At 69.8% G+C, this 20541-nt stretch carries 17 protein-coding genes; 8 read left to right on the top strand and 9 right to left on the bottom strand.

The window, feature by feature from the left end; all coding sequences use genetic code 11:
• Positions 1 to 44 precede the first annotated feature (44 nt).
• Positions 45 to 818 carry an SDR family NAD(P)-dependent oxidoreductase gene (locus tag GNX95_RS36495; RefSeq protein ID WP_163512365.1) on the bottom strand — a complete coding sequence of 258 codons (774 nt, stop codon included), beginning with the start codon at positions 816 to 818 and terminating at the stop codon, positions 45 to 47.
• Between the two features lie 67 nt (positions 819 to 885).
• Between GNX95_RS36495 and GNX95_RS36490 the strand changes: the two genes are divergently transcribed.
• Together GNX95_RS36490 and GNX95_RS36485 are read left to right on the top strand one after the other, a co-directional pair.
• Positions 886 to 1356 carry a DoxX family membrane protein gene (locus GNX95_RS36490; RefSeq protein WP_163512364.1) on the top strand — a complete coding sequence of 157 codons (471 nt, stop codon included), beginning with the start codon at positions 886 to 888 and terminating at the stop codon, positions 1354 to 1356.
• Between the two features lie 10 nt (positions 1357 to 1366).
• Positions 1367 to 2218: a choline kinase family protein gene (locus GNX95_RS36485; protein WP_163512363.1), complete on the top strand. Its 852-nt coding sequence runs from the start codon at positions 1367 to 1369 to the stop codon at positions 2216 to 2218.
• Here the strand turns inward: GNX95_RS36485 and GNX95_RS36480 are convergent.
• The 3 genes from GNX95_RS36480 to clpB all read right to left on the bottom strand — a co-directional run bounded on the left by GNX95_RS36480 (position 2205) and on the right by clpB (position 6153).
• Positions 2205 to 2690, bottom strand: coding sequence for a DUF456 domain-containing protein (locus tag GNX95_RS36480; protein ID WP_163512362.1), 486 nt, complete (start codon positions 2688 to 2690; stop codon positions 2205 to 2207). The two genes, GNX95_RS36485 and GNX95_RS36480, sit on opposite strands and share 14 nt — an antisense overlap.
• A 9-nt stretch (positions 2691 to 2699) precedes the next feature.
• Positions 2700 to 3458 (bottom strand): GntR family transcriptional regulator, encoded by a 759-nt coding sequence (locus tag GNX95_RS36475; protein ID WP_163512361.1) that lies wholly within the window; start codon positions 3456 to 3458, stop codon positions 2700 to 2702.
• Positions 3459 to 3534: 76 nt separating this feature from the next.
• The gene (gene clpB, locus GNX95_RS36470) at positions 3535 to 6153 is read right to left on the bottom strand and encodes an ATP-dependent chaperone ClpB (RefSeq protein WP_163512360.1); all 2619 of its coding nucleotides are present in this window, start codon (positions 6151 to 6153) and stop codon (positions 3535 to 3537) included.
• A 172-nt stretch (positions 6154 to 6325) separates the two neighbouring features.
• On the opposite strand from clpB, the gene GNX95_RS36465 reads away from it, so the two are divergent.
• The 5 genes from GNX95_RS36465 to GNX95_RS36445 all read left to right on the top strand — a co-directional run bounded on the left by GNX95_RS36465 (position 6326) and on the right by GNX95_RS36445 (position 14113).
• Positions 6326 to 8077, top strand: a complete 1752-nt coding sequence (locus GNX95_RS36465; protein ID WP_163512359.1) for a sensor histidine kinase — start codon at positions 6326 to 6328, stop codon at positions 8075 to 8077.
• Between the two features lie 16 nt (positions 8078 to 8093).
• Positions 8094 to 8762, top strand: a complete 669-nt coding sequence (locus GNX95_RS36460; RefSeq protein ID WP_163512358.1) for a response regulator — start codon at positions 8094 to 8096, stop codon at positions 8760 to 8762.
• 218 nt (positions 8763 to 8980) lie between these two features.
• Entirely contained in the window at positions 8981 to 9748 is a 768-nt protein-coding gene (locus GNX95_RS36455) for an ABC transporter ATP-binding protein (RefSeq protein ID WP_163512357.1), read from the top strand.
• 7 nt (positions 9749 to 9755) lie between these two features.
• A complete protein-coding gene (locus GNX95_RS36450) occupies positions 9756 to 12191 on the top strand; it encodes an ABC transporter permease (protein WP_163512356.1) in 2436 nt (811 codons plus the stop codon).
• A complete protein-coding gene (locus tag GNX95_RS36445; RefSeq protein ID WP_163512355.1) occupies positions 12191 to 14113 on the top strand; it encodes an ABC transporter permease in 1923 nt (640 codons plus the stop codon). Before GNX95_RS36450 ends, GNX95_RS36445 begins: the two co-directional genes overlap by 1 nt.
• 99 nt (positions 14114 to 14212) lie before the next feature.
• Here GNX95_RS36445 and GNX95_RS36440 read toward each other — a convergent pair whose 3' ends face one another.
• On the bottom strand, positions 14213 to 16099 hold the full coding sequence (locus GNX95_RS36440) for a propionyl-CoA synthetase (RefSeq protein WP_163512354.1): 1887 nt from the start codon (positions 16097 to 16099) through the stop codon (positions 14213 to 14215).
• A 33-nt stretch (positions 16100 to 16132) separates the two neighbouring features.
• On the bottom strand, positions 16133 to 16654 hold the full coding sequence (locus tag GNX95_RS36435) for a TetR/AcrR family transcriptional regulator C-terminal domain-containing protein (protein WP_163512353.1): 522 nt from the start codon (positions 16652 to 16654) through the stop codon (positions 16133 to 16135).
• 82 nt (positions 16655 to 16736) lie between these two features.
• Here GNX95_RS36435 and GNX95_RS36430 point away from each other — a divergent pair, with 82 nt between their 5' ends.
• Positions 16737 to 17858: an FAD-dependent oxidoreductase gene (locus GNX95_RS36430; RefSeq protein WP_163512352.1), complete on the top strand. Its 1122-nt coding sequence runs from the start codon at positions 16737 to 16739 to the stop codon at positions 17856 to 17858.
• On the opposite strand, the gene GNX95_RS36425 is transcribed toward GNX95_RS36430, so the two are convergent.
• The 3 genes from GNX95_RS36425 to GNX95_RS36415 are packed head-to-tail and all read right to left on the bottom strand — an operon-like array spanning position 17832 to position 20484.
• Positions 17832 to 18731, bottom strand: a complete 900-nt coding sequence (locus tag GNX95_RS36425) for a cytochrome c oxidase assembly protein (protein WP_222854219.1) — start codon at positions 18729 to 18731, stop codon at positions 17832 to 17834. The genes GNX95_RS36430 and GNX95_RS36425 overlap by 27 nt on opposite strands.
• Positions 18732 to 18757: 26 nt before the next feature.
• Entirely contained in the window at positions 18758 to 19786 is a 1029-nt protein-coding gene (locus GNX95_RS36420; protein ID WP_163512351.1) for a sensor histidine kinase, read from the bottom strand.
• Positions 19783 to 20484 (bottom strand): response regulator transcription factor, encoded by a 702-nt coding sequence (locus tag GNX95_RS36415; protein ID WP_163512350.1) that lies wholly within the window; start codon positions 20482 to 20484, stop codon positions 19783 to 19785. Before GNX95_RS36415 ends, GNX95_RS36420 begins: the two co-directional genes overlap by 4 nt.
• Between the last annotated feature and the right edge of the window lie 57 nt (positions 20485 to 20541).

The following is a 20541-nucleotide window of genomic DNA, read 5'->3' as shown; positions in this document are numbered from 1 at the left end:
CGGCGCCGCCGCTGGCCACCTCGATTCAGCGCTCGGCGATTACGCTAGTCGCGAGCACGTGACGAGCGTGTGAGTACGGCGTTGAGCAGCGACCGAGGTGCGTGCCGGAGCAGGCCGACGATCGCCTTGTACTGCACGCTCGGCACGCTGACCGTACGGCCGCGGCGCAGGTCGGCGAGCGCGGTGGCGACCAGCCGGTCGGCGTCGAGCCACATCGGACCGCCGCGGTCGCCGACGTCGATGCCTGCGCGCTCGTGAAACTCGGTGCGTACGTAGCCGGGGCACAACGCCATCACGCGTACGCCTTTGAGCCGGACCGACAGGTGCACCGACTCGCTGAATGCGGTCACCCAGGATTTCGTGGCGCCATAAGTGGATCCTGGCGCCGTCGTGGCGAAACCGGCGACCGACGACACGTTGACGATCGCGCCGCGGCGCCGCTCCACCATCGGGCCGAGCGCCGCGTGGGTCAGCCGCAGCACCGCACGCACGTTGAGATCGAGCTGGCGCAGCTCCGCCTCCAGGCCGTTGGACCGGAAGGCGCCGCGCAGGCCGATGCCGGCGTTGTTGACCAGCAGGTCCACCGGGTTGTCCACATCGGACAGTCGCTGCTCGACCAGCGCGCAGCCGTCGTCGGTGGCCAGGTCGGCCACCAGCACCGAGTGGGTCGCGCCGAGGTCGGTGGCGGCCTTCTCCAGCCGCTCGCGGTCACGTGCCACCAGCACGAGGTCATAGCCACCGGCCGCCAGTGCTTTCGCGAAGGCCGCGCCGATGCCGGCCGTGGCGCCGGTGACCAGCGCCGTGGGTCGCGTCGTCATGCCGACGACCGTAACGTTTTCGTTCGACGCCGGTGGGGAATCCTGCCGGTGAGGAGCAGGAGGAACCGTGAGCGTCGTACGCCGGATAGCACGACCGTTGCTGGCCGCCGCCGTGATCAACGAAGGGGTCACCGCGTTGCGCAGCAAGGAAGCCGCCGCCGAGCTCGCCGAGGGCTTCGGCGCGCGGCTGGCCAGGCCGCTTGGCATCGAGGAGACCCACACCGACGTGGTCGTACGCGCCAACGCCGGCGTGCAGATCGCCGGCGGACTGTTGCTGGCGACCGGCCGCTTTCCGCGGCTCGCCGCGGCGGCGCTCGCGTTGTCGCTGGCCGGCACGACGATCGCGCGCGACTCGTTCTGGGCCGCGCAGTCGCAGGACGTGCCGGCCAAGCAGGCCCGCTTCGTCGCCGACCTCGGCCTGCTCGGCGGCGTGCTGCTGGCCGCCGTCGACACCGCCGGCCGCCCATCGGTCGGCTGGCGCGCACGCCGTGCCGCGCGTAAGGCCGCCGACAAGGCCAGCGAGATCGCTCCTTGGTGACGCGCTAGCCGTGGACCTCCAGCCGGAGGGAAGCACTCTCACATTTCTGTCCGGTGGCACGACAAACCGTAACTGGCGTGTCGATATTGACGGCCAGCCGGTCGCGGTGTGGCGTGAGCCGGCGAGCGACGATTCGTTGCTCGGCATCGACCGTACGATCGAGCGGCGTGCGGCCCGGCAGGCGTACGAGGCCGGCGTGGCGCCGCCGGTCCTCGCCACCGCCGCCTCCGGCGAGACGCTGACCGGCTGGATCGATGCCCCGGCGATGGCCGCGGATGCCTTGCTCGACAAGGGATTTCGTACGCGTCTGTGTGCGGCTTTGAAGGCCCTGCACGCACAACCGCTGCTCGGGCGCCGCCTCGACCATCTCGAGTCTCTGGCACGGTTTTCCGATGGAGTAAGGAAATCCGGTCTCGCGCTGCCGGACGGCTTCGACCAGCTCACCGATCAGGCCGAGCGGATCGCCGCCACGCTCGGTCCAGCGCGAGATGTGGTGCCGTGCCACAACGACCTGTCCGCCGGCAACGTGCTCGACGCCGGCGACCGGGTCTGGCTGATCGACTTCGAATACGCGGCCGACGGGGACATCGCCGCGGAGCTGGGAAACGCCGTCGCGATGTCCGCCCTGCCACCCGCCGCTGTCGAGCCGTTGGTCGTCGCGTACGCGGGCACCGCCGAGCTGACCGACCGCGCCGTGCTCTATCACGCCCTTAGCATCATCGCCTGGATCCCGTGGCTGGTGCTGCAGGCCGCCGCGCATCCGGAGCTGCCGGACATCGCGCAGTGGATCGACCTGGACGTACGCGCCGCCGTCGACTCCTGCGACAGCGCCGAGTTTGCCACCGCGATCAGGCGAATATGACGCCGAGGACGAAGGTCACCGCGATCGCGAACGCGGTCAACAGCTCGATCAGCACGGACAGGCCGGTCGCCTTCAGGGCCTCCACCGTGGACGGCCAGGCACCGGAAAAGCTCTTCGCGCGCAACGCCTCGGCGAGAAAGACGCCGAGGACAAACCCGACGAACAGGCCCACGACCGGGATCACGAACATGCCGACGATGCCGAGCACGATGCCGGCGAGGATCGTGACGGTCGGTACGCCGGACTCCTTGAGCTGCTTGCCCGGGATCGCGAACTTGACGATCGTGCCGACGATCGCCAGCAGCGTCGCCACGACGAGCACCACCCAGCGGCCCCAGCCGGCGTCGGTGAAGATCACCCAGACCAGCACGCCGACCCAGCACAGCGCCGGACCCGGCACCACCTGGATGACGCCGCCGACGAGCCCGACCACGATCAGGACCGAGCTGATGGTGATAAGCAGCGCTTCCATGCGCAGACCTTAACGTCGTACGTGCGCGAGGACCTCGTAGCGGTCGCCACGAAACAGCGACCGGCTCCACTCGATGACCGCGCCGGTGGTGTCCCGCGTGACTCCGTCGATCAGCAGGCACGGCTGGTCGGCGCCGATGGCCAGCCGGTCGGCCTGCTCGGCGTCCGGCAGTACGGAGGCGATGTGCGCGTCGCTGGTCGCCGGATGCACCGACCAGCGCTCCCGCAACGTCTCGAACAGCGACCGGTCGGTCCAGTCCAGGTCCTCGATGCCAGGGAAGCGGACCACCGGCAGGTCGGTGCGCTCGACGGCCATCGGCACGCCGTCCGCCGTACGCAGCCGCACCAGCCGGAGCACCGGTGCCTCCGGCGGCACCTGCAGCCGTCCGGCCAGCCGCGGACTCGCCGGCTCGGTGGCCACCGACAGCGGCACCGACCCCGGCACCATGCCGCGAGCCTGCATGTCCTTTGTGAAGGAGGTCAGCAGGTCCAGGTGCGCCGCCCGCCGCTCGGCCACCAGCGTGCCGTGGCCGTGGCGGCGAAACAACAGGCCGTCGGACACCATCCGCTCGATCTCCTGCCGCACGGTCGTACGCGAGACGGCGAAGTGCTCGGCGATGACCCGCTCGGACGGCATCAGGCCACCGGGGCCCTTGGTCTGCGCCAGGTCCTCCAGGATCTCGCGGAGCTGATGGCCCTTCGGCCGGCCGGCGGCCAGCTGCTGGGCGCTGAGGGTGGTCAGATCGATCTCGTGGCGGCTTCGAGGCACTGAACCAGTATCCCCACGGCCGCCACCCTTTCCTCCCAACCCCTGCTCACCTTGGGTAGACCAGTTGCGGCGAAGATCAGGCCTTCTGGAGCGAGGCCCGGTCGGCGCGGCGTACGGTCAGGCCGTTGCGGTCGTCGGTCACGTCGACCTCGATCGTGTCGCCGTCGACGATCTGGCCGGACAGCAGCGCCTTGGCGAGCTGGTCGCCGATCGCGGCCTGCACCAGCCGGCGCAGCGGACGCGCGCCATAGACCGGGTCGAAGCCGTTGATCGCCAGCCACTCGCGAGCCGCCGGCAGCACGTCCAGCGCCAGCCGCCGGTCGGCCAGCCGCGCGCCGAGCCGGGCGATCTGGATGTCCACGATGGACGCCAGCTGCTCGGTGTCCAGCGCGTGGAAGACCACCACGTCATCGAGCCGGTTGAGGAACTCCGGCTTGAAGTGCTGGCGTACGACCGCCAACACCGCCTGCTCGCGGCCCTTGTCGTCCAGCGTCGGGTCGGTGATCGCCTGCGAACCCAGGTTGGACGTGAGGATCAGCATGCTGTTGCGGAAGTCGACCGTGCGGCCCTGGCCGTCGGTGAGCCGGCCGTCGTCGAGCACCTGCAACAGCACGTCGAACACGTCCGGATGCGCCTTCTCGACCTCGTCGAGAAGGACCACTGTGTATGGCCGGCGGCGTACGGCCTCGGTCAGCTGGCCACCCTCCTCATAGCCGACATAGCCGGGAGGCGCACCGACCAGCCGAGCGACCGAGTGCTTCTCGGAATACTCGCTCATGTCGATCCGCACCATCGCGCGCTCGTCGTCGAACAGGAACGCGGCGAGTGCCTTGGCCAGCTCGGTCTTGCCGACACCGGTCGGGCCGAGGAACAGGAACGAGCCGGTCGGCCGGTCCGGGTCGGCGATGCCGGACCTGGCCCGGCGTACGGCGTCGGACACCGCGGCGATGGCCTCCGGCTGGCCGACGACCCGCTGGCTCAGCGACTCCTCCATCCGGAGCAGCTTGGCGGTCTCGCCTTCCAGCATCCGGCCGGCCGGTACGCCGGTCCACGCGGACACCACCTCGGCGACGTCGTCAGGACCGACCTCGTCCTTGACCATCGGCTCACCGGCGGCGGCTTCTTCCTCGGTCTCGGCGGCGACCGCCAGCTCCTTCTCCAGCTGCGGGATCCGGCCGTACAACAGCTCGGAGGCCTTGGCCAGCTCACCGTTGCGCTGGAACCGCTCGGCCTGGCCGCGCAGCTCGTCCAGCTCCTTCTTCAGCTGGCCGACCCGGTTGAGGCCGGACTTCTCCTGCTCCCAGCGGGCGGTCAGCGCGGACAGCTCCTCCTGCTTCTCCGCGATGTCGCGGCGGATCCGCTGCAGCCGCTCCTGCGAGGCCGCGTCGTCCTCCTTGGACAGCGCGAACTCCTCCATCTTGAGCCGGTCGACGACCCGGCGGAGCTGGTCGATCTCGATCGGCGAGGAGTCGATCTCCATCCGCAGCCGGGACGCCGCCTCGTCGATGAGGTCGATCGCCTTGTCCGGCAGGAACCGGGAGGTGATGTAGCGGTCGGAGAGCTGAGCGGCGGCGACCAGCGCGGCGTCGGCGATGCGTACGCCGTGGTGCGCCTCGTAACGCTCTTTCAGGCCACGCAGGATGCCGACCGTGTCGTCCACCGACGGCTCGCCGACCAGCACCTGCTGGAACCGGCGCTCCAGCGCCGGGTCCTTCTCGATGTGCTCGCGATATTCGTCCAGGGTCGTCGCGCCGACCATGCGCAGCTCACCGCGCGCCAGCATCGGCTTGAGCATGTTGCCCGCGTCCATCGAGGAGTCGCCGGTCGCGCCGGCGCCGACCACGGTGTGCAGCTCGTCGATGAACGTGATGACCTGGCCTTCGGAGCCCTTGATCTCCTCCAGCACGGCCTTCAGCCGCTCCTCGAACTCGCCGCGGTATTTCGCACCAGCCACCATCGCGGCCAAGTCGAGCGCGACGAGACGCTTGCCGCGCAGCGACTCCGGCACGTCACCGGCGACGATCCGCTGCGCGAGGCCTTCGACGACGGCGGTCTTGCCGACGCCCGGCTCACCGATCAGCACGGGGTTGTTCTTGGTACGCCGGGACAGCACCTGCACCACGCGGCGGATCTCGGTGTCGCGGCCGATCACCGGGTCGAGCTTGCCGTCGCGCGCCGCGGCGGTCAGGTCGACGCCGTACTTTTCCAGCGCCTGATAGGAATCCTCGCCGTCCGGCGTGGTGACCTTGTGGTCACCGCCGCGTACCGACGGAAACGCCGCGACCAGGCCGTCCTCGGTCACGCCATGCGAGCGCAGCAGCGACGCGGTCGCGCCACCGGCCCTGGCCAGGCCGGCCAGCAGGTGGTCGGTGGCCAGGTATTCGTCGCCGGCCGAGCGCATCACCTGCTCGGCGGCGGTGATCACGTTGGCCAGCTCGCGGGAAAGCTGCGGCTCGGCGACGCTGGCACCCTTCGCCGACGGCAGCCGGTCGAGCGCGGTGGCCGCCGCGGCGCGTATGCCGGCGGGGTCGGCGCCGACCGCGCGCAGCAGCGCCGGTGCGGTGGACGAGCTCACGTCCAGCAGGGCCAGCAGCAGGTGCGCCGGCTCGACGGTCGCGTGACCGCGCGTACTCGCGACGGACACCGCCTGCGACACGACCTCGCGGCTCGCATTGGTCAGGATCTCGACGTTCATTGGCTCCTCAGCAGCGTGTTCAACCAGCCGTTACGATAATTCCAACACAATTAAGTTGAGTCTATTCCACTCAAGTCTGACTGGATAGCCCGAGACCATACGACCGGTGGTGGTCCAGCAATCACCCGGCAGGTCGACGCCATTACCAGATACGCCAAATACAGTCGTGAACGTGACCACGCCAGACCCCGATCAGCCGGTGACACCCACCAGGGTGCTGCCGGCTGGCGAGGCTGGCCAGCCGGAGTCACCCACCCAGGCCACTGAGCCTGCCTCTTCGGCTGCCTCGGCGGACGACACGCCGACGTTGCGGGTCAAGCCCGACGAGCTCAGTCCGCTGGTCGGCAAGGCTGTGACGGTGCCGGTGCCGACCCTGGAGACGGCCGAGCCGAGCCGGCCGCCGGCACGCGGATCCGCGTCCGTGCCGGTGACGCAGCCGCTGTACCCGCCGCCGGCCGGCTGGCAGCCGCCGGCACCGCCGCGGCTCGGCCCCAAACCGCCGCGGTTCGAGCCCCGGCCGGAGCCGCCACCGGTGCCGGCGACGAGCGGGCGTTCCGGTCCACCGACCATCACGCAGGCGATCTTCCGTCCCGCGCAGGTGCCACCGCCGGTGCCGGTCGGACCCGGCGTGGCGCGCGGCACCACGTACGGTTCACCGGCCGGCCGGCCGCGCCGCCGCTTCTTGGAGCGCCTGGACTCGTGGCTGCGCGGCAACCCGTGGCTGTCCGACAGCATCCTGGCGATCGTTCTGCTGCTGTTCATGGCGCCGGTCTCGCTGGCGCTGGCGGTCGGCACCGGCATGTACGCGCCGCCGGCGCCGGTCGTCGCGTTGCTGGTGCTGATCGTGCTGGTGACGCACGGCGTGGTGGTCGTACGACGCGTCATGCCGATCACCGCGCTGATCGTCGTGACGGCGGCGCTGGCGATCAAGGTCCTGATCACCTGGGTGCCGTTTCCGTCCGACCTGCTGTTCCTGCTGGTCACCTACTCGGTCTGCGCGTACGGCCGGCGACCGGCCGGCGCGATCGCCTTCGGCCTCGGCATCGCCGGCGGCATGGCCGAGTCGATCCGGATCGCGATCGGCCTGTCCGGTGCATTCTCCCGGGAGCCGAGTCTCGCGCTGGCGCTGTTCTTCCTGTTCATGTTCATCGTGGCCGCGGTGTTCGCGTCGTGGGGGCTCGGCCAGTTTCGCCGCGTCCGCTACGCGTACTTCGCCACGCTCGAAGAGCGCGCTCAACGCGCCGAGGCCGAGCGCGAAGAACGTGCTCAACGCGCGGTCGTCGAGGAGCGCAACCGGATCGCGCGCGAGATGCACGACGTCGTCGCGCACTCGCTGGCGGTCATCGTGTCGCAGGCGCAGGGCGGCCAGTACGCGGCGAAGGCCAATCCAGAGCGTGCGACCGAGGTGCTCGGGACCATCGCCGACGCCGGACGGCAGGCGCTCGCCGACATGCGTGGCCTGCTCGGCGTGCTGCGCAGCAACGCGCCGATCGGCCGCGACGCGGCAGTTGAAAACCGTCCGCAGCCGGCGCTGGACGAGCTCGACGAGCTGATCACTCGCGTACGCGACAGCGGTTTGGACGTGCGGCACAGCGAGGATGGCGACCGCAAGCGGCTCGGACCGACCGCGGAGCTGGCGGTCTACCGGCTCGTGCAGGAGTCGCTGACCAACACGCTCAAGCACGCCGGTCCGGACGCGCACGCCACCGTGGTGTTGCACTGGGCGCCGGAGGCGCTCGAGGTCACCGTCGCCGACGACGGCCATGGTCCCAAGCCGCGCGATCCCGACGATCCGGCCAGCGGCGGCCATGGACTGGTCGGCATGCGGGAGCGGTTGTCGGTGGTCGGCGGCTCGGTGCGGACCGGCCCGCGACCGGGTGGCGGCTTCCAGGTCCAGGCCCGGCTGCCGTACCGTCCCACCTGATGATCGGATACACGGCATGACAATTCGGGTTTTCCTGGTCGACGACCAGGCGCTGGTGCGCGCCGGCTTCGCCATGGTGGTCGACGCGCAGGAGGACATGCGGGTGGTCGGTGAGGCCGGCGACGGCGCCGAGGCGCTGACCAAGCTGGCCGTCACCGCCGCCGACGTGATCCTGATGGACGTACGGATGCCGCGGATGGACGGCGTCGAGACGACCCGCCGGCTGCTCGCGCAACGCACCGGGGAGGAGGGTCCGAAGGTCATCGTGCTGACCACCTTCGACCTCGATGAGTACGCCTTCGCCGCGCTGCGTGCCGGCGCCAGCGGCTTCCTGTTGAAGGACGCACCGCCGGAGAGTGTGCTGGCCGCCGTGCGTACGGTCTTCCGCGGCGACGCGGTCATCGCGCCGTCGACGACCCGCCGGTTGCTCGACCACGTGGCGACCGCGCTGCCGGACCCGCAGCCGGGCCCGGACCCGCTGGCCGCGCTGACCGAGCGCGAGCGCGAGGTGCTGCTGGAGGTCGCGCGCGGCGCGTCCAACGCCGAGATCGCCGCCAAGCTGTTCCTCTCCGAGGCGACCGTGAAGACGCATGTCGGCCGCATCCTCGCCAAGCTCAAACTGCGCGACCGTGTGCAGGCCGTGGTGCTCGCGTACGAACGCGGACTGGTGCGTCCGTCCGGCTAGAGGCCCTAGACCTCATCGGCCGCAGGGCCTCCCTACGCGCGCACCAGCGGCACGTAGGGAGGCCCTGCGGCTGTCTACGACTTGGGGATGAATGTCCGGCCCGGCGAATGATCCTCACGGCGCGCGAGCCGGCGACCGCGTGTGGACGCGCCGCAAGCCCTTGCCGAAGCAAAGTTGTGGTTGGTCGATTCACGTCTCCACAGGAAGGCATCACCACCATGGCAGCACCGCAGGCGGTCGCCGTACCCCCGCAGGCCGCGCACCAACCGGCTGCGGCCACTCGCGATCTCGTGAAGGTCTATGGCAGCGGCGAAGCGGCCGTACGCGCGTTGGATGGGGTCAGCGTGCAGTTTGGCCGCGCGCAGTTCACCGCGATCATGGGGGCCTCGGGGTCGGGCAAGTCGACGCTGATGCACTGCATGGCCGGCCTGGACAGCGCGACCGCCGGCCAGGTCTGGGTCGGCTCCACCGAGCTGACCAAGCTGCGTGACGCGCAGCTGACCAAGGTCCGCCGCGAGCAGATCGGCTTCGTCTTCCAGGCCTACAACCTGCTGCCGCAGCTGACCGCCGAGGAAAACATCCTGCTGCCGTTGCAGCTGGCCGGCCGCCGCGCGGACGCGCAGCTGTTCAACCACCTGGTCGACGTGCTGGGGCTGCGCAGCCGGCTCAAGCACCGGCCGAGCCAGCTCTCCGGCGGTCAGCAGCAGCGCGTCGCGGTGGCTCGCGCGCTGGTCAGCCAGCCGGCCGTGGTGTTCGCCGACGAGCCGACCGGCAACCTCGACTCGCGGTCCGGCGCCGAGGTGCTGTCCTTCCTGCGTCGGTCGGTACGCGAGCTCGGCCAGACCGTCGTGATGGTCACCCACGACCCGGTAGCGGCCGCGTACGCCGACCGCGTGGTGCTGCTCGCCGACGGCCGGCTGGCCGGCGAGATCCACCAGCCGACCCAGGACTCCGTCGTCGACGCGCTGCGTCACCTGGGGGCCTGAGCCGGCGATGAGCGTCATCCGTACGCAGCTGCGCGGACTGGCCAGCCGGCCGACCCGCCTGCTGCTCACCTCCCTGGCGGTGATCGTCGCGACCGCCTTTGCGTATGCGACCTTCCTCGTGCAGGACGTCGTCAAGCAGACCCTCAGCGACTCCTTCAGCACCACGACACCGGCGACCAGCGTCGTCGTGAAAAGCGACGAGAAGCCGCTGACCGACAAGGTCATCGCGGACGTGAAAGCCGCGCCTGGTGTCGCCCAGGTGGCCGCGCAGGGCACCGCGTACGCGCAGGCCGGCGGCATTGGCCTGTTCATCCGCTCCGACCCCGGCCGTGGACCGCTGTCGTTGGTGACCGTCAAGTCCGGCCACTTCCCGAGCCAGGCCGGCGAGATCGCGCTCACGCCGGACAGCGCCAAAGACGGCAATCTCAAGGTCGGTGACACCGTCGCGGCGACCCTGCCGGACACCAAGAAGACGGTCCGACTGACCGTCAGCGGCATCGTCGAAGGCCACGACAGCGGCGGCGGATACGTCTCCGCCGCCGGCCTGAGTGCGCTCGGTGGCCAGGTCTACCGGCTCAACATCAGCGCCGCCGCCGGCACGGACGCGACCGCACTGGTCAACAGGATCAAGCCGCTGGCACCCGGCGCGACCGTGCAGGACGGCGCCACCGTACGCGCCGCGGACGCCAGCGAAGCGACGCGCGCGGTCGACAGCCTGTTCCTGGTGCTGCGGCTGTTCGTACTGGTCGCCGTGCTGGCCGCCGGTCTGGTCGCGGCGAGCACCTTCCGGATCGTCTTCGCGCAGCGGATGCGCCAGCTCGCGCTGCTCCGCTCGATCGGTGCCAAACGCGGCAAGATCGTCGGCGCGCTGACCATCGAAGGTGCGGTGACCGGCCTGGTCGCCGGTGTGGCCGGTGTGCTCGCCGCGCTCGGCATCTCGTATGCGGTGATCGCGGTCGTACGCGCGACCGGCGTCAAGATCACCTTTCCGGCGGTCGACCTCCTGGTGGCCACCGCCTGCGTCCTCGGCGCGGTCGTGGTGACCGTCGCGTCGGTGCTCGCGCCGGCCGTCTCGGCCTCACGCGTCGCCCCGGTGGCGGCGCTGCGTACGGCCGCCGTCGCGGACGCGGCGAAGAAGGTCAGCTGGGGCCGGCTCGCGCTCGGCATTCTCTGCATCGGCGCTGCCGTGGTGGTGGCGCTCGGCGCGGTCGTGATCCACTCTCCGGAGGTGTCCGCGCTTGGGATCGTCGTCTCCGGTGCCTTCGCTTTCGGCGCACTGCTCGCGCTCGGACCGTTCGTCGTGCCTCCGATCGCGCGGGTGATCGGCCTGCCGGCGACCGCGTTGTCGAAGGTCACCGGCCGGCTGGCGATCCGCAACGCGTCCCGGTCGCCGCGCCGGATCGCCGCCACCACCTCGGTGGTCGCGCTCGGCGTGACGCTGGTGACCGGCCTGCTGGTCGGCACGTCGTCGATGCAGGCGTACGCGGACGCACGGTTGGCCGCACAGTTTCCGACCGCGGTGATCGCCGCCGGCGAGAACATTCCGGCGTCGGCGGTGCAGAAGCTGGCGCAGCATCCAGCGATCGGCGTCGCCGTGCCGGTGCACGCCGCCGAGGTGGGGCTGAGCGCCAACGGAAACCAGCTGCCGGGCACCACCGTCAACTCGATGGACGTGGCTAAGGTGCCGAGCCTGCAAAACGCCAAGGTCGCCGGCGGCGGACCGTCGGACGTACGGCCGGGGACCATCGGCCTTCCGACCACGCTGGCCGGCAAGCTCGGCGTACACGTCGGCGACTCGGTGGTCGTGACCAGCAAGAACCACTCCGTGACGGTGAAGGTCGCGGCGACCTGGGAGACCGGCTTCGGCATCGTCGTGCTGCCCGCCGACTTGGCCAAGGTCGCGCCGGACGCACCGATCAGCCAGGTGCTGATCGACCCGGCGAGCGGACACACCGCGGTCGAGGCCAGCAGGGCCGCCGCGAGCGCGCTGCCCGGCGTGCAGGTGCAGGACATCGACCAGGCACGCGCGCAGTATCAGGGACCGCTGGCCACCGTGACGCTCATCGCGCTCGGCCTGCTGGCGCTGACCGTCCTCATCGCGGTGACCGGCGTGGCGACCACGATGTCGCTGTCGATCGTGGAGCGTACGACCGAGTCGGGCCTGCTCCGTGCGCTCGGCCTGTCGCGCCGTGGCCTGCGTGGCTCGATCGTGCTGGAGTCGGCGGTGTTCGGCCTGGTCGGCGCCGCGATCGGGCTGGTGCTCGGCACGTTGTACGCGGGGTTGCTGCTCGGCGTGCTGCAGATCGGCATCGGCCTGGTCGTACCGGTCGGCGAGCTCGCCGGCGTCGTCGCGGTGCTGGTGGTGCTGACCCTGCTGGCCGGCTGGCTGCCGTCCCGTCGCGCCGCGCGGATCTCACCGGTCGAAGCGCTGGCGACCTCCTGATGGGTCCGGTCCTGCGCGTACTGGTCGCCGACCTGCGGCAGCGTCCGCTCGGCACGCTGCTTCCCGGCCTGGCGCTGGCTGTCGGCCTGGCGTGTGTGGTCGCGTCGGTGCTGGTCGGCGGCGCGTACGACGCCGCCATCCAGCGCAACCAGCCGCACACGCCGCGGGGGTCGGCGATCGTGGTGCGCAAGCCAGGCTCGGAGATCGAGTCGAGCGTGGTGACCGAGCTGCGGCAGATGCCGGGGATCAAGCTGGCGCAGCCGCGGCAGGTCGCCGAAGCCCGGCTGCGTGACCTGCCAAACGAGGTGAGCGTACGCATCGAGCCGAGCGATCCGCGGTTGGCGACCACCACGATCCTGCGTGGACGGCTGCCGGCCAACGACCACGAGGTCGCGATCGACGAGGTCAACGCCGGTAGGCATCCGATTGGCAGCACGGTCACGCTGGTCGACCACACGACCGGCGCCGCGCTGCCGGCTCAGGTCGTCGGCGTGTCGGCGCAGGACCTCGGCCGGCCAGGCGGCATCGGCCTGGTCGCGACCGCCGGCCTCGGCGCGCATCTGGACGTGCCGACGATCTACGGGATCGACGTGGTGCCGGCCGACGGCATACCGGTCGACACGTTGATGCCGCGGATCCAGGGCACCATCGGCGCTGAATACGAGGTCGACAAGGCATCCGAGCTGCGCGCTCAGGAAAAGCCTGGTCCGATCGGCGTCACCAGCTCTTTCTTCGTACTGTTCAGCCTGCTCGCCCTGGCCACCGCCGCGTTGGTGGCCGGTGCGGCTTTTCGCGCGGTGGCGTCGGCGCGCGTACGACGGACGGCTCTGCTGCGCGCGCTCGGTGCGTCGCGGCCCTCGCTGATCGCGGTGTCGGTGGTCGAGGCGGTGATCATCGGCCTGGTCGCAGCCTTCCTGGCGGTCGCGTCCGGCTGGTTCGTCGCGGTCGGGATGCTGGCCGGGTTGAATGCCGTCGGCGTGTCGGCTCTGATCGGCAGCGCCGGCATCATTCCTGGGCCGCCGTCGCCGCTGCTCGCGTTCATCGCCGTCGTGCTCGGCGTCGTGACCGCGGTCTTCGCCGCGTTGCGACCGGCTTTCCAGGCCTCCGGCGTCCCACCGGTCGCGGCGCTCTCGGCGGCTCCGGACGCGCCCGTCGAGCGGCAGGCCGGCCTGTTGCGGGTGATGTCCGGTGTGCTGCTGATGGTGCCGGCGATCGGCCTGGTCGTCATCGGACTGGCCGCGCAGAGCTTCTTTCCGCTGTTGTTGTCGGCGGTGCTGGCGATGCTCGGCCTGTTTGGCGCGCTCGGACCGCTGGTGGTGCCGTGGCTGGTGCGCGGCCTGGTCGGCCTGTTCTTCCTCGGCCGGCTCGGTCCGACCGTACGCGTGGCCGCCCGCGAGCCGTCGCGTACGCCTCGGCGCGCCGCCTCCGTGGCGATGCCGTTGGCCGGTGCGTTCGCGCTGTTGGCCTTCGGCGCGGTTGGCAGCGCGTCCATCCGCGAGTCGCTGACCGGCCGCGATGTCGCGACCTTCGACACCGCCTCCTACCTCGGCTGGGGGCTGCTCGGCCTGTCGGTGCTGGCCGCGGTGAGCGGTGTCGTCGCGACGACCGCCGTGTCGGTGACCGAGCGGCGGCGCGAGCTCGCGCTGTCGCGCGCGCTCGGGGTGACGCGAGCCGGTGTCGGCCTGCAGGTGATCGCGGAGGCCGTACTGCTGGCGCTGGCGACCGCGGTGAGCGGCGGCCTGGTCGGTTACGCGTACGGGATCGCGTGCGTGTCCATGATGAACGTCAAGGCCAGCCTGGTGCCGCCGCTGCCGCTGCTGATCTCGGTCGTCGCCGTGACCCTGCTGGCCGTCGCCGCGGCCGCCGGGCCGGCGATCCGCGGCGCGCGCCTCACCCCGACCAGCTCACTCGCCGACACCTGACGACGCAATCGGATTCCGATTGCGTCGTCGGATAGGCCCTGACCTGCACAGATATTTCTCACGGTCGCATTCGGACACGCGGATCGGCGTCCGATGGTTTCAATCGGACAATCGGCGCGTCAGGATGGGGCGGAGGGTTTCGACGACGGCGGGATCCTCGATGGTGGAGGGCATGGGTTCCTCGCGACCGTCGGCGATGCCGCGCATCGTGCGCCGCAGGATCTTGCCGGACCGGGTCTTGGGCAGGCCGGCCACCACGTCGACGCGCCGCAGCGCGGCGACCGCGCCGATCTCGTCGCGTACGCGCCGCACCAGCTCCGCGACGACCTGCGCCGGGTCGGTGTCGACGCCGCTCTTGAGCACCACGAAACCGCGCGGCACCTGGCCTTTCATGTCGTCGGCGACGCCGATCACCGCACACTCGGCGACCGCCGGATGGCCGGCGAGCACGGCCTCCATCGCGCCGGTCGACAACCGGTGGCCGGCGACGTTGATGACGTCGTCCGTACGACCCATCACATAGACATAGCCCTCGTCGTCGACGTAACCGCCGTCGCCGGTCTGGTAGTAGCCCGGATATCGGGACAGATACTCGGAAACATAGCGGTCGTCGTCGTTCCACAGCGTGGTGAGCGTGCCAGGCGGCAGCGGCAGCCGGATCGCGACCGCGCCTTCTGTGCCGGCCGGTACGGGCCGACCGGCCTCGTCCAGGATCTCCACCCGATAACCCGGCACCGGCACGCTCGGCGACCCCGGTTTGATCGGCATCGGATCCAGGCCGCGCAGGTTGGCGCAGATCGGCCAGCCGGTTTCGGTCTGCCACCAGTGATCCACCACCGGCACGCCGAGAATTTTGTCGGCCCACTCATAAGTTGCCGGGTCGAGCCGCTCGCCGGCCAGGAAGAGCGTACGGAACCGGCTCAGGTCCAGCTTGGCCAGGAACCGGCCGAGCGGGTCCTCTTTCTTGATCGCGCGAAACGCGGTCGGGGCGGTGAAAAGCGCCGCCACGCCGTGCTCGGAAATCACTCGCCAGAACGCGCCGGCGTCCGGCGTGCCGACCGGTTTTCCTTCGTACAAAACGGTTGTCGCGCCGACCAGCAGCGGCGCGTAGACGATGTACGAATGTCCGACGACCCAGCCGACATCGGACGCCGTCCACCACACGTCGCCCGGCCGGATGCCATAGATGTTGGTCATGCTCCAGGAAAGCGCGACCGCGTGACCGCCGTTGTCGCGTACGACGCCTTTCGGTTTTCCAGTGGTGCCTGAGGTGTAGAGAATGTAGAGCGGGTCGGTGGCGGCCACCGGCACGCACGGATGCGGTGTCGCCGTGCGCATCACCTCGGTCCAGTCCAGCTCGCCTGAGCGCATCAGCGCGGTGGCCTGTTCGCGTTGCAGGACAATGGTTTTTCCCGGCCGGTTACGGGTCAGGCCGTACGCGCGATCGACCAGTGGCTTGTATTCGATGACCCGTTTTCCCTCGATGCCACAGCTCGCGGTCACCAGCACTTTCGGCTGTGCGTCGTCGATCCGTACGGCCAGCTCGGCCGGCGCGAAGCCGCCGAAGACCACCGAGTGCACCGCGCCGAGCCGGGCGCAGGCGAGCATCGCGATGACCGCCTCCGGGATCATCGGCATGTAGATCACCACGCGATCGCCAGCGGTGACACCGAGACCGGCCAGCACACCGGCGAATTTCGCGACCTCGTCACGCAATTGCTCGTACGTGTACGTACGTTTCGTGCCGGTGACAGGCGAATCGTAGATGAGCGCCGGCTGTCCGCCGCGGCCGTGCTCGACGTGCCGGTCCAGCGCGTTGTGGCAGGTGTTGAGCCGGCCGTCCGGATACCAGCGGAAGAACGGCGGTCTGGAGTCGTCCAGCGCCACCGTCGGCGGCACGTGCCAGCTGAGCGTGTTGGCCGCGTCAAGCCAAAAGCCGGCCGGATCGCTCAGGCTGCGCTGGTAGGTCTCGCGATAGGACGCCATCGGCGACACACCTCCACTGCGGATCACCTCACATTACGGCAGGCCGGCGCGGATGCCAGCCAGGATCAGCTCGACACCTGCGCGGAAGGCCAGGTCGCGGTCGCCGCCGCGAGCCTGTTCCTCGATCGTGAAACCGTTGACGTACGCGAAAAGCGTGTCCACCGCCGACACCGCGGCCTCGGCGGTGAGGCCGGCCTCGACCAACAGCTCGATCGTACGGTTGAAGGCCTGCTCGCCGGCCGCCGACGGCACCTGGAAGGTGGTCATCAGCCGCGCGCCGTCGCGGTGTGCGAGCATCGCCGACCGCATGCCGAAGGCCATCACCCGTAACACGTGGTCCCACTCGCCGGTCAGCTCCGGCGTGCCGTCGGCCGCCTCGTCGATCAGGTGGCCGACGACCGCGTCGAGCAGCGCCTGCTTGCTCGCGAAGTGCCGATAGAGCGCGCCGGCCTGCACGCCGAGCTTGGCGGCCAGCCGCCGGGTCGTCAGCGCGTCCAGACCGACCTCGTCGAGCAGCTCGACGGCCGCCTGCAGCACCTCGTCGCGGCGTGACATGACGGCCATCTTGCCAGTTGACAACAGGTCACCGTTGCGTGAACACTGTTCACGTGAACAAAGTTCACATGAGGAGGACGACATGACACGGGTAGTGGTGATCGGCGCCGGACTGGCCGGCCTGACGCTTGCTCAGGGACTCCGCAAAGCCGGCGTCGACGTGCGGATATACGAGAAGGACGCGGGCATGGAGGCGCGTTTCCAGGGATATCGGATCGGTTTGCTCGACTATGGCTGGTCGGCGTTGCGCGCGTGCCTGCCGGAGGAGTCGTACGAGCTGGCGGTCGCCACCAGCGGCGACCTGACCGGACCGGGTTTGCTCTTCGACGACCAGCTGCGGCTGCTGGCCAGCGGTGACGAGATCGGTCCGCCGGAGGACGCGCGGGTGGTCGACCGGCACGTGTTCCGGCATGTCTTGGCGGGTGGCCTGCAAGACCGGATCGAATACGGGAAGAAGCTCGCGTCCTTTTCCGAGACAACCGCCGGCGTGCGGGCTGTTTTTACCGACGGCACCGAGGTGTCCGGCGACGTGCTGGTCGGTGCCGACGGCGGCTTTTCGGCCGTACGACGGCTTTTGCTGCCGCACGTCGGCTTCCAGACCGCCGATCTCGGTGGCGCGATGGGACGTACGCAGCTGACCGACCAGTTTCGCCGGCTGGTGCACGGCCGCGGCACGATGGTCAAGGGACCCGGCATCACGCTGATGCTCGGACGGATGGAGTTTCGTACGCCGCCTGGCAAACTCGGCCTGCCGCCGACCGACAGCTATGTCCGCTGGGTGATGTTGATCCCGCCGGACCATCCGGCCGGACAGCCGTCCGACCAGCCGCCGCCGGCGATCGCGGTCGTGCGGGATCTGTTGCGTGACTGGCATCCGGACATCGTCGACCTGATCGCGAGGGCCGACGCGCACAACAGTGTGATCGGTTTCGCGCAGGTGCTCGACCAGCCGGTGACCGGCTGGGACGCCGAGCGCGTGACCATGCTCGGCGACGCGGCACACCTGACATTGGCCAGCGGCGGCAACGGCGCCAACACTGCCTTGCGCGACGCGGAAACCCTGTGCGCGCGGCTGGTCGGCGACGGCGACCTGCGCGCGTATCAGAAGGAAATGCTCGAACGCGGCAACGCGGCGGTGGAGTTTTCCAAGCAGAACCAGAAGAAGTTCGTGCCGTCCTCAGTATCGTCCTCGGGGTCGTCCTGACTCCCGGCGGAATCGCTCTGACAGCTCCGGATGGTCCTCCCACCAGAGTTTTCCGGTCGGTTCCTGCGCGTCCAGCTCCTCGTCGACCTTCCTGGTCTCCTTGGCGTCGTCGGCGATCATTCGGCGAAACAACGCGGCGAGGAAGGGAAGACCGGCGACGTCGCCACCGATCCACAACACACCGGCGCCGATGATCTGGTCGAGGCGGTGGCTGGGTCCCCAGGCGCGGTCGTAATGACCGACCAGCTTCGGCCCCAGCCACAGCACCAAACCCAGCGCCGCGTCGAAAACCACCTCGACGAAGGTGATGCCGACGGCGACCAGATGCGGATAGCGGCGCGGCATCGGATCGATCTGCAGGCGGCCGTAGAAATAGACGAAACCGATGGCGATCAGCGCGAGCCGGCTGGCCGCGTCGATGCCGCCGTCACGCAGGACGGCGTCGTACCAGCCGGTGAAATACAACAGCCACGGTGTGGCCAGCAGGATGATGGAGCCGACCGGCGGACACGTCAGAAACTTCACCGTCCGGCCGGCCAGGATCCGATCGATTTTGTCGTTGTTTGACGCCTCTTTTGCCAGCGTCAGCGGCGCACCGAGCGCCAGGCCGAACGGCGTGATCATCAACAACACGATCACCTGCACCGCGCGGACCCAGAAAAGCGCATCGTCGTACGCGCCAACGAAAGTCACTGAAACGGCAAGCAAACTGCCAAGGCCGACACCGAAAAACGCGGCCGTGCGGGCGAGCGGCCAGCCTGGCACTTTTCGTAAACACCAGGCATAACCAGTGCCAAGACCGACCGCGAGCAGCAGGCCCAGCGCGTCTGGCGTCCAGGTCGTCACCGCGGTCGTCATCGTCAGCGGTTGCACGTTTCGGTGAACGTACGAAAGAGCGGTCAGGTTCCGGCCTGCGCGATGGTCTCCGCTTTCCGTGGCAGCCGCACCTCGAACCGGCAGCCCGGTCCGTGGTTTTCCGCGCTGATCCGGCCGGAATGTGCTTCCACCAGGCCACGCGCGACGGCCAGGCCGAGGCCGCCTCCGGCGTCGGAGGCGCCAGGCGTACGCGATGCCGTGCCGCGATAGGCGACGTCGAAAACACGGCCGAGCTCGTCGTCGGGAATGCCGCCACAGCCGTCGTCCACGCGCAGCCACGCCTCGTCGCCGTCGACGCCGGCCGCCACCACGACCGAACCGCCGGCCGGCGTGTGCCGGATGGCGTTGGAGAGCAGATTTCTCAGCACACGAGCCAATTCCGTGTCGCTGCCCTGGACGACCGGCCAATCCGCCTCCTCGGCGGCGGCGAGCCGTACGTCCTTGCGCGCGGCGCCGGCGCTTTCCGCGGCCAACGCTTCGGAAACCACCTCGCCGAGCGAGACCGGCGCGAGCGTCAGCCGCAATGCGCCGGCGGTTATCCGCGACAGATGGAAAAGATCGTCGACCATCGCGGACAGCCGCTCGGTCTCGCGGCGAATGTTCTGCGAATAGGCGGCGATTTCCTCCGGCGAGCTGACCACGCCGTCTTCCAGCGCCTCGGTCATCGCCCGGATGCCGGCCAGCGGCGTACGCAGGTCGTGGCTGATCCACGCGACCAGCTCCCGGCGCGACGACTCCAGCTTGCGCTCGCGTGCCCGTGCCTCTCGTTCCCACACGCTGTCGGCAGCGATCTGCCGTCCGAGCATCAGACCGGCCGGCACGCACACCGCCGCCACCAGCAGGCAGACCAGCACGACATTGGTCAGGTTGACCATGAAACCACTGACGAACAGGACGCCGGTCAGCGTCGCGATCACCGGCACCAGGACGAGCACGGCGAGCGCGGTGGCGATCGAGCGGCGGCGCATCCGGTGCAGCACGACGCTGCCGACCAGGACGACCGGAAGCGTACTGGCCAGAGCGGTCAGCGCGACGGCGAGGAAATGGTTCATTGCTGGCCGGACTGCGGGTCGTACCGATATCCGACACCCCACACGGTCGCCAGCCGCTTGGGATGCACCGGGTCTGCCTCGATCTTCTCGCGCAGCCGGCGTACGTGCACCGTCACCGTCGACTGGTCGCCGAAGCTCCAACCCCACACCTGCTCGAGCAGGTCGGGACGGCGGTGGACCTGGCCGGGATGCCTGAGAAAATGCGCCAGCAGGTCGAACTCGCGGGTCGTCAACACCAGCTCCTCGCCGGCCAGCGTCGCCCTGCGGCCGTCCAGGTCGAGCACCAGGTCGCCGTCGCTCACCGACCCCGCCGACCGGCCGAGCCCGTCGGATCCGTTGGCACGCCGCAAAACCAGGCCGATCCGCAACACCAGCTCGCGCGGACTGAACGGCTTGGTGACGTAATCGTCCGCGCCGGTCTCCAACCCCACCACGCGGTCTTCTTCCTCGCCGAGCGCGGTCAACATGATGACCGGGATGCTGCTGCGTGCGCGCAGCTGCCGGCAGACCTCCAGGCCGTCGACGCCCGGCAACATCAGGTCGAGGACCACCAGATCCGGCGGATCGGCCCGCACCGCCGCCAACGCCGCCGCGCCGTCACCGCGCACGTCCACCCGATAGCCGGCGTGCGTCAGATAGCGCTCCACCACGTCCCGTACGGTCAGATCGTCGTCGACCACCAGCACGCGCGCGCTCACGACCGCTCCTGACCGTCGACCCAATCGGATTCCGATTGTACGCACGCCACACCAACA

The organism is Fodinicola acaciae, assembly GCF_010993745.1.
GTDB classification, from domain to species: domain Bacteria; phylum Actinomycetota; class Actinomycetes; order Mycobacteriales; family HKI-0501; genus Fodinicola; species Fodinicola acaciae.
Note: the sequence above shows the minus strand (reverse complement) of the source record. Positions and strands in the feature narration are given on the sequence as shown.

Excerpts from the sequence above, each read along its gene's own strand:
- GNX95_RS36495 (WP_163512365.1), bottom strand. The coding sequence starts at position 818 with ATGACGACGCGACCCACGGCGCTGGTCACCGGCGCCACGGCCGGCATC.
- GNX95_RS36480 (WP_163512362.1), bottom strand. The coding sequence starts at position 2,690 with ATGGAAGCGCTGCTTATCACCATCAGCTCGGTCCTGATCGTGGTCGGG.
- clpB (WP_163512360.1), bottom strand. The coding sequence starts at position 6,153 with ATGAACGTCGAGATCCTGACCAATGCGAGCCGCGAGGTCGTGTCGCAG.
- GNX95_RS36460 (WP_163512358.1), top strand. The coding sequence starts at position 8,094 with ATGACAATTCGGGTTTTCCTGGTCGACGACCAGGCGCTGGTGCGCGCC.
- GNX95_RS36455 (WP_163512357.1), top strand. The coding sequence starts at position 8,981 with ATGGCAGCACCGCAGGCGGTCGCCGTACCCCCGCAGGCCGCGCACCAA.
- GNX95_RS36450 (WP_163512356.1), top strand. The coding sequence starts at position 9,756 with ATGAGCGTCATCCGTACGCAGCTGCGCGGACTGGCCAGCCGGCCGACC.
- GNX95_RS36445 (WP_163512355.1), top strand. The coding sequence starts at position 12,191 with ATGGGTCCGGTCCTGCGCGTACTGGTCGCCGACCTGCGGCAGCGTCCG.
- GNX95_RS36440 (WP_163512354.1), bottom strand. The coding sequence starts at position 16,099 with ATGGCGTCCTATCGCGAGACCTACCAGCGCAGCCTGAGCGATCCGGCC.
- GNX95_RS36435 (WP_163512353.1), bottom strand. The coding sequence starts at position 16,654 with ATGTCACGCCGCGACGAGGTGCTGCAGGCGGCCGTCGAGCTGCTCGAC.
- GNX95_RS36430 (WP_163512352.1), top strand. The coding sequence starts at position 16,737 with ATGACACGGGTAGTGGTGATCGGCGCCGGACTGGCCGGCCTGACGCTT.
- GNX95_RS36420 (WP_163512351.1), bottom strand. The coding sequence starts at position 19,786 with ATGAACCATTTCCTCGCCGTCGCGCTGACCGCTCTGGCCAGTACGCTT.